9 protein-coding genes are annotated in these 8062 nt (G+C 65.4%); 7 read left to right on the top strand and 2 right to left on the bottom strand.

What is annotated here, in order from left to right; genetic code table 11:
* From AC1DT2_RS11645 to AC1DT2_RS11630, 4 genes are all read left to right on the top strand, one after another.
* On the top strand, positions 1 to 192 hold a 192-nt coding region (locus AC1DT2_RS11645), incomplete at its 5' end, for a glycoside hydrolase family 2 protein (RefSeq protein WP_477296333.1).
* Positions 193 to 221: 29 nt separating this feature from the next.
* Positions 222 to 1625 (top strand): glycoside hydrolase family 125 protein, encoded by a 1404-nt coding sequence (locus AC1DT2_RS11640; RefSeq protein ID WP_213950085.1) that lies wholly within the window; start codon positions 222 to 224, stop codon positions 1623 to 1625.
* A gap of 24 nt (positions 1626 to 1649) precedes the next feature.
* Entirely contained in the window at positions 1650 to 4082 is a 2433-nt protein-coding gene (locus AC1DT2_RS11635) for a GH92 family glycosyl hydrolase (RefSeq protein WP_477296332.1), read from the top strand.
* Between the two features lie 82 nt (positions 4083 to 4164).
* Positions 4165 to 4608: a hypothetical protein gene (locus tag AC1DT2_RS11630; protein ID WP_477296330.1), complete on the top strand. Its 444-nt coding sequence runs from the start codon at positions 4165 to 4167 to the stop codon at positions 4606 to 4608.
* Here the strand turns inward: AC1DT2_RS11630 and AC1DT2_RS11625 are convergent.
* The gene (locus tag AC1DT2_RS11625; RefSeq protein ID WP_477296329.1) at positions 4583 to 4792 is read right to left on the bottom strand and encodes a hypothetical protein; all 210 of its coding nucleotides are present in this window, start codon (positions 4790 to 4792) and stop codon (positions 4583 to 4585) included. The genes AC1DT2_RS11630 and AC1DT2_RS11625 overlap by 26 nt on opposite strands.
* A gap of 153 nt (positions 4793 to 4945) precedes the next feature.
* On the opposite strand from AC1DT2_RS11625, the gene AC1DT2_RS11620 reads away from it, so the two are divergent.
* From AC1DT2_RS11620 to AC1DT2_RS11610, 3 genes are all read left to right on the top strand, one after another.
* Entirely contained in the window at positions 4946 to 5233 is a 288-nt protein-coding gene (locus AC1DT2_RS11620; RefSeq protein WP_477296328.1) for a hypothetical protein, read from the top strand.
* Between the two features lie 89 nt (positions 5234 to 5322).
* A complete protein-coding gene (locus tag AC1DT2_RS11615) occupies positions 5323 to 6228 on the top strand; it encodes a PAS domain-containing protein (protein WP_213950041.1) in 906 nt (301 codons plus the stop codon).
* A gap of 101 nt (positions 6229 to 6329) precedes the next feature.
* Complete coding sequence (locus AC1DT2_RS11610) at positions 6330 to 7583, top strand: carboxylate--amine ligase (protein WP_477296327.1); 1254 nt, start codon at positions 6330 to 6332, stop codon at positions 7581 to 7583.
* Here the strand turns inward: AC1DT2_RS11610 and AC1DT2_RS11605 are convergent.
* Positions 7512 to 8062, bottom strand: a 551-nt coding sequence (locus AC1DT2_RS11605; protein ID WP_477296326.1) for an MFS transporter, incomplete at its 5' end; no start/stop codon positions are given. The two genes, AC1DT2_RS11610 and AC1DT2_RS11605, sit on opposite strands and share 72 nt — an antisense overlap.

Genomic DNA, 8062 nt, shown 5'->3' with positions numbered 1-8062 from the left:
GCGAAGCGACTGGCGCGTGGAGTCTGGATCGACACGGGCGACCTCGACGTGCGCCTGTCCGATAACGCTTTCGACCTGCTGCCTGGCGAGAGCGTCGATATCGCGATCGACGGCAAGGTCGCTCTCGATACGCTTCGTCACGCTTTGTCGGTACGCTCACTGATCGATGCCCTGAAGGAAAGCCAGCCGTGAATCCCAGTCGTCGCAATCTCATCAAGTGGATGTCGCTGGTTCCCAGTGTCGCCATGGTCGGTGGCATCAGTGCAGGGGCATTCGCCGCCTCGCGGTTTCCCGGCAAGCGTCCGCCGGTTGCCCAGCGCAAGTTCACCAGCGACGCCGTCGAAGCGCTGATCGCCACGACGAAGAAAAAGATTGCCGATCCGGAACTGGCCTGGCTGTTCGAGAACTGCTTCCCCAATACCCTCGACACCACCGTGGAAGTCGGTCGTCTCGACGGTTATGAAGATACCTTCGTCGTCACCGGTGATATCGACGCGATGTGGCTGCGCGATTCCTCGGCCCAGGTCTGGCCTTACCTGCCGCTGGCGCCGAAAGACGAAGCGCTGCGCAAGCTGTTCCGTGGGCTTATCCGCCGGCAGGCACGCTGCATCGCCATCGACCCCTACGCAAACGCCTTCCTTCCCGACCCCAAGGGCAAGAGCAAGCTGGACTGGGCGCAGGCTGACCAGACCGACATGCATCCCGGCGTGGCCGAGCGAAAATGGGAAATCGACTCACTGTGCTACCCGGTGCGTCTCGCGCACGGTTACTGGCAGGTCACCGGTGACCGCGAGCCCTTCGACGACGCGTGGCGCGCTTCGACGCGTCGTATCGTCACGACCTTTCGCGAGCAGCAGCGCAAGGAAGGCCCTGGTCCGTACCACTTCCAGCGCCAGTCGCCCAATCCGACCGAGAGCCAGTTCCTGAAAGGCTACGGCCAGCCGACCCGCCCGGTGGGCATGATCCACCAGATGTTCCGCCCTTCGGACGATGCGACCGTCTACGCGTTCAACATTCCGGGCAACCTGTTTGCCGTGGTCACCCTGCGCCGTCTCGCCCAGATGCACGCCAGCTTCTATGGCGACCAGGTGTTCGCCGATGAATGCCATGCGCTGGCCGACGACGTCGCCGCCGCCGTCGAGCAGTACGGTGTGATCAAGGATCCGCAGGGCGATTACTGGGCCTACGAAGTGGACGGCTACGGCAACCAGCTGTTCATGGACGACGCCAACGTGCCAAGCCTGCTCGCCATGCCCTACCTGGAGAGTGCGCCGCACGACGCGCGCTACCAGCGCACGCGTGACCGGGTCTGGAGCACGCACAACCCATACTTCTTCAAGGGCAGCGCCGCGGAAGGCGTCGGCGGTCCGCATGAAGGCCTGCGCATGATCTGGCCGATGTCGATCATGATGAAGGCCTTCACCACGGACGACGTGGCCGAGCAGCGGCAGTGCCTGCACTGGCTGAAGACCACGCATGCCGGTACCGGTTTCATGCACGAAGCGTTCGATCAGGATGATCCGAAACAGTTCACCCGCGTGTGGTTCGCGTGGGCCAATACCTTGTTCGGCGAGCTGGTCGTCCACCTCGCCGATAAGCATCCCGATTCCCTGCGCCGCGTCTGACGCGGCATTGAGCTGGAGCGATTCATGGTTACCCGTCGACGTTTTCTGCAAGGGATGGCCGCTGTTTCGGCCGTCGGTCAGCTCGGTTCCCTCACCGCACTGGCCGGTGGCGTACACAAAGGCCTGAACGCGCCACCCGCCAGCGGCGGCACCGCTGCGGATGGCGTCTTGCGTTACGTCGACGTCTTCGTTGGTTCGGGCGGCCACGGTCACACCTATCCGGGTGCGACGCGGCCGTTCGGCATGGTCCAGCTGAGCCCGGACACCAACAACGCCGAGTGGGACGGTTCGTCCGGCTACCACCAGGGCGACGGCTCCATCATGGGCTTCTCGCATACGCACCTGTCCGGCACCGGCGCAGCGGACATGCTCGACTTCCTGGTCATGCCGGCGATGGGTGCGGTGCGCCTGCAGCCCGGCGACCGCGATTTCGACGGCGTGAACTACGTGTCGCGCTTCGACGCCAAGCACAAGGGTGGGCAGAAGCCGGAGAAGGGCTATCGCACGCACGTGAAGGGCTACCGCTCGCATTACACCGGCGAACAGGCGCATCCAGGGTACTACCGGGTGAAGCTGACCGAGCACGACATCCTTGCCGAGCTCACTGCCACGCTGCGGGCCGGCATACACCGCTATACCTTCGCGAAGGAGGGCGAGGCCCACATCCTGCTCGACCTCGCACACGGCTACCAGGACAACATTGAGACGCCGACCCGGCTCAGTGATGTCGAGCTGACCCTCGTCGGCAACGACACCGTCGTCGGCGGCCGTCGCGTGTACCAGTGGGCGACCGGCCGCGTCATTTACTTCGCCATGAAGCTGTCGCGACCTGTCGTCAGCGCCACGCTGTATAGCGACGACAAGGCCTTGCCCAAGGGGACAAACACGATCAAGGGCAACCAGCTGAAGGCGGCGCTGCATTTCGATAAGGCGTCGAGCGAACCCCTGCTGGTGAAGGTCGGCATCTCGGGTGTCGACATCGACGGCGCCATGCGCAATCTGGATAACGAAATCCCCGGCTGGGACTTCGACGGCGTGCGCGCCTCGGCCGAGGCTGAGTGGGAGCACGAGCTTTCGCGTATCCGCATCGAGTCCTCGTCGGACAAGATCAAGCGCACGTTTTACAGCTCGCTTTACCACACCATGCTCGCGCCGACCGTTTTCAGCGACTTCGACGGTCGCTACCGCGGCATGGACAAGGCGGTGCACACGTTGCCCGAGGGTCGCCACAACTACAGCACTTACTCGCTGTGGGATACGTATCGTGCCGAGCATCCGTTGTTCACGCTGTATCAGCCCGAGCGCGTGCCCGACCTAGTCGATGGTCTCGTGCGTCTGGCCGTGGAAAGCCCGAGTGGCGCGCCCGTGTGGCCGCTGCAGGGCATCGAAACCGTATGCATGATCGGCTACCACTGCGCACCGGTGATCGCCGAGGCACAGGCCAAGGGTTTCACCGGCATCGACTATGCGAAAGCCTGGCCGGTGCTCCGTCGCCGCGCCCTGCAGGATGACTACTTCGGCCTGCCGGCGTTCCGTGCGAAGGGATACATCCCCAGCGACAAGGAAGGCGAGGCGGCCAGCAAGACCCTCGAATACGCGTACGACGCCTGGGCCGTCGCGCACATGGCCGACGCGCTCGGTCATGCGGACGACGCAGCCCTCCTTCGCACGCAGTCGCAGAACTATCGCAACGTGTTCGACAAGGACACGCAGTTCGTCCGCCCGCGTGGCGACGACGGCAGCTGGCTTCTGCCTTTCGACCCGATCGCGATCGGTCACTCGAAGCGCTGGCGTGACTTCACCGAATCGAATGCCTGGCAGGCCACCTTCCTCAACCAGCATGACGTGTACAACTACATGACGCTGTTCGGTGGCGAAACCGCGTTCGAGGCCAAGCTCGACGGCCTCTTCAATGCGGACCCGGCGCTTCCGGACAATGCACCGCCGGATATCGCCGGCATGATCGGCCAGTACGCCTTCGGCAACGAGCCGGGTCACCACATGCCTTACCTCTACGCGTACTCGGGCTCGCATCACAAGACCCAGGCGCGGGTGCGCATGATCCTTGAATCCATGTACCTGCCCGAGCCCGACGGTCTCCCCGGCAACGAAGACTGCGGCCAGATGAGCGCGTGGTACGTGATCAGCGCGATGGGCTTGTACGCGGTCGATCCGGTCAGCACGAATTACGTCTTCGGCAGCCCGCTCCTCGACCGCGCGGAAGTGCAGGTGGGCGGGGGCCGGACGCTGGTGATCGAGGCGAAGGGCAATGGCCCCGGCCGGCCGTACATCCAGTCGGTGAGCTGGAACGGACAGCCGTGGACCAGGAGCTGGATTTCCCATAAGGAGCTGGTCGCCGGTGGCACCCTGAGCTTCGTCATGGGCGACACGCCGAACGAGGCGTTYGGCAAGGCAAAGGCCGACCGGCCGCCGTCGTTCGGGACGGCCGCGGCCTGACCGTCGCTCGTTCACGGCGGGTAGACCCTGTAGCCTCCAACCTGACCCCGCCGGGAGCATCCGGCTGGGGAAGGGGAGCCACATGTCGTACGCCGGACGGATGTACTTTCGGATGTTTTCGCCGGGCCTGATGGTCCTTGGCGTCGGTGCGATCGCGGCGACGGCGATGAAGGCGGTACAGCAGATGCCCGGGGACCTCGGCATCCTCTCCCTGTATTCCAACCTCCCGGGCTGGATCGTCGCCGGGTCGGTCACGGCGGCGGTAGGCTGGGTGGCCGTGCAGGCCGTTCGCGTCAAGCTATGGGATCGCGGCGCGATCGCCAGCTGCTATGTCTGCGGCTGTCTCCTGAGCACCCCGCGTGCGTCCCGGCGTGGCCTGGGCATGACCCGCCATTGCCTCGGCTGCCGAAAGGTACATGGCGTGAACCACCGGCTGGCGCCGGTGGTGGTGYCGCTGGCCGTCGCGGTGACCACCGTGACGGACGCCGCGACGGCGCCGGTCAGGCGCGTACGTTCGTCACCGTAAGGCGGTGACCTACCCGCTCCAGCAGGGCGCGTAGCGCTTCTGCATCCGCGAGGCTGGCATCGTCCTCCAGGGACAGCCACAGCGTATCGMCGGAAAGCCCGTGGATTTTTTCGTTGAATTCGATCTCGATGGCGACCTTGCCACCGGGCTGGACAACCGATACCGCAAAATTACGTGCCTGCACGCCCTGTATCCCCTGATGGACCTTCGCTCGGATGGCGCCATGTTACCCACCCGCGACGAAAAGTGGTGTCCGCGTCCGGTGATGCGTGATCGACGGCACGTTCACTCCGGCCCCACGCGCTGTTGGAGCTAATCGGCACACGAGGAGGACATCATGCTGCAACTGAACCCACCGCTTCCGATGAATACCCMCAAGGGGGAGGGCTTCGCCCATTTCCTGATCGACTACGGTCCGGAGTCGGACCTTTACTGGACGGTATTCGTCACCGAAACCGGCGAGATCTGGACCTTCGCGAACCGGGAGGTTCGCGCCTCGAAGAACATCACCCTGGGGCGCACGTCACCCTCGGTGCCGCGTCCCGCAGCGCCGATGCGACGCCAGGCCAGTGAGTCCCGTGACCCGGGGGTGGTTCCGTTCGCCGTGGCCGACGGGCAAATGTGAAATGACGAAACTGGTATCGTTCGCCTAAAGCCCGGACCGCCTCCGGCCGATAAGCCAGTTTGAATCACATTGCAGTACGGGGCGCGACGATGGGTATGTTCGGATGGGTGCGCGGCAGACGCACCGCCCGCACGGAGCGCGCGATCATCGCCGCGCTTTCGCGCAGCCAGTCGGTCGTCGAGTTCGGCCTGGATGGTGTCGTGCGCTCGGTCAACGAGCGCTTCCTTGCGGCACTCGGCTGCCGTGCGGAGGCTGTGGTCGGCCAGCCCCACAGCCGCTTCTTCCCATTGGATGATGCGGAGCACCTCTGGCGAGCCCTTGCCCGTGGCGAGCAGGTCGCTGGCACCTATCGCGCCCTGGGCGCCCAGGGGCGAGAGGTCTGGTTCCAGGCCGTCTACATTCCGGTCGCCGGCCGGGGCGGAAGGATCTCGTCCGTGCTCCTGTATGCCTGCGATATCTCCGACGAGCGCACGGCGGTCGCCACGCGCGAGCAGCGGGTGGAAGCGATCGATCGTACCCAGGGTGTGGTGGAATTCTCGCTCGACGGCATGATCCTCGACGCGAACGACGTATTCCTTGGCTTCACCGGCTACCGCCTCGATGAAATCGTCGGCAAACACCACAGTGTTTTCGTCGATCAGGACGAAAGCCGTTCGGATGCTTATATCGGCTTCTGGCGGCGCTTGCGGTCCGGCCTTCACGAGGCCGGGCTGTATCGACGATTGGCCAAGGGCCAGGTCGTGGTCTGGATACAGGCAACGTACAACCCGATCTTCGACGCCAACGGCCGTCCCGTGAAGATCGTGAAGTACGCCACCGAAATGAGTGCGGAGGCCGCCGGCACGGCAGCGAGGCCACCCGCGGCCGCCGGGTCGTCGGCTGGCCTCGCGGACGTGCTCGAGCTGATCGACGGCGCCGCCCTGCGCGCGGGCACACTGGCCATGGATGCGGCCATCGATGCGGCCCTCGCCGAACAGCGTGGCGCCAACCGATAGGGCATAGGCCGTGTGGCGATCTGGCCGGTCGCCCTCACCGATGTCACATTCCCCTTGCAGGGTGCGCCATTCCGGCGTCGGAACCCGCCACAGGGGGCGGTATGATTACGTGCGGCGACGAGCGGATACCCGCCATTGTCATGGGGCGCGGACCCACTGCGCTGGGTATCCTTCGTAGCCTTCAGATCGCCGGTATTCCCGCCTATGTGGCCTGCCCACCCGGCGATCTCGTCACCCGTTCGCGCTGGTACCGGCCGACGCCGGGCAGCGACCCGTGGGATGGCCAACCGGGCGAACAGGCGCTCGCCGCGTTACGGGCGATGCCGCTGGACAGGGCCGTCATCATTCCCGGCGCGGACGATGCCGCGCTCTGGCTCGCCGACCTGCCGTCGACCGGGCTCGGCGAGCGTTTCCTGGTCAGCACGTCCAGCCGCGACGCCCAGGAGCTGTTGCAGGACAAGGCGGTCTTCGCCGGTTACCTGGCGGCCGCGCACATTCCGCATCCGCGGACGTATCGCATCGCCTGCCTGGAAGACATCGAAACCATCCCGTTCGACGCGATGGACCGGGTCTTCGTCAAGCCCGTGAACTCACAGCGCTTCAGCGATGTCACCGGCGTGAAAGGGATCTGGGTCGACAACCCCGAGGCGCTGCGCGAAACGTGGGCGCGTCTGCATGCGCAGGGCTTCAGCGTGATGGCCCAGGAATACGTTCCCGGTCCGGCCAGCGAGCATTTCTTCGTGGACGGCTTTCGCGACAGGCATGGCGCGTATGCCGGCGTCTTCGCCCGACGGCGCCTGCGCATGTCGCCACCGGACTTCGGCAACAGCTCGTGTTGTCACTCCGTGCCACTCGCGATCCTGCCGGACGCTGTCCATCATTTGCGCCGCCTGCTGGATGGCCTGGATTATCGGGGCATCTTCAGCGCCGAATTCAAACGCGATCCGCGCGACGGCGTCTATCGCATCATCGAGGTGAACACGCGCGCGTGGACTTACGTCGAGTTCGCCGCACGCTGCGGCATGAACGTGTGCGAGATGGCCTGGCAGGATGCGCAGGGACTCCCGGTGACGCGTGCGACGCGTGCTTACCCGGAGGGCGTGGCCTGCGTCGACCTCTACCACGATATCCCGACGGTGCTCGCCCTGCGAAAGCGCCAACGGCTGCCCTGGTTGCGCGTGCTGAGCCAGTGGGCGAGGGCGCACCTGCATACCTTTCGGCGGGACGACCCACAGCCCGCGCTCTACTTCATCCGGAGCCTGTTGCGCAGGCGTTTCCTACGGTCAGTCGGCGCGCCCGAGCGGAGCGGCGATATCCTCCAGCGGACGCCGCTCGGCAGCGATCCCGAGAGCTAGGGCGGCGGCCGCGCCCAGCAGCATGAGGCCGGCACCAAGGGCATAGCCCCAACCGATGGCCTCACGTTCGCCCGTGCCGATGAGAGAGCCGAAAAACCATGGCCCGACCACGCCGCCGAGCGCCGTGCCAAAGGCGTAGAACAGCGCGATGGCGAGGGCACGGAGCTCGAGCGGAAAGCTCTCGCTCACCGTGAGGTACGCGGAGCTCGCCGCCGCCGAGGCAAAGAAGAACACGACGCTCCACGCCATGGTCTGTGTACGGGCATCCAGCTTGCCGTGGACGAACAACCACGCCGTGGCGAACAGGAGCAGGCCGGACATGGCATACGTGATGGCGATCATCGGCTTTCGTCCCACCGTGTCGAACAGCCGCCCCAGCAGCAGCGGGCCGAGGAAATTGCCCGCGGCGAAGGGCAACAGGTAGAAACCGATATCGGCGTCGGCGACACCGTAGAAGCGCCCGAGCACCAGCGCGTACG

This window comes from Luteibacter sp. P4_E6 (assembly GCF_056401535.1).
The sequence above is the reverse complement of the archived record's forward strand: the minus strand, read 5'-3'. Positions and strand labels throughout refer to the sequence as shown.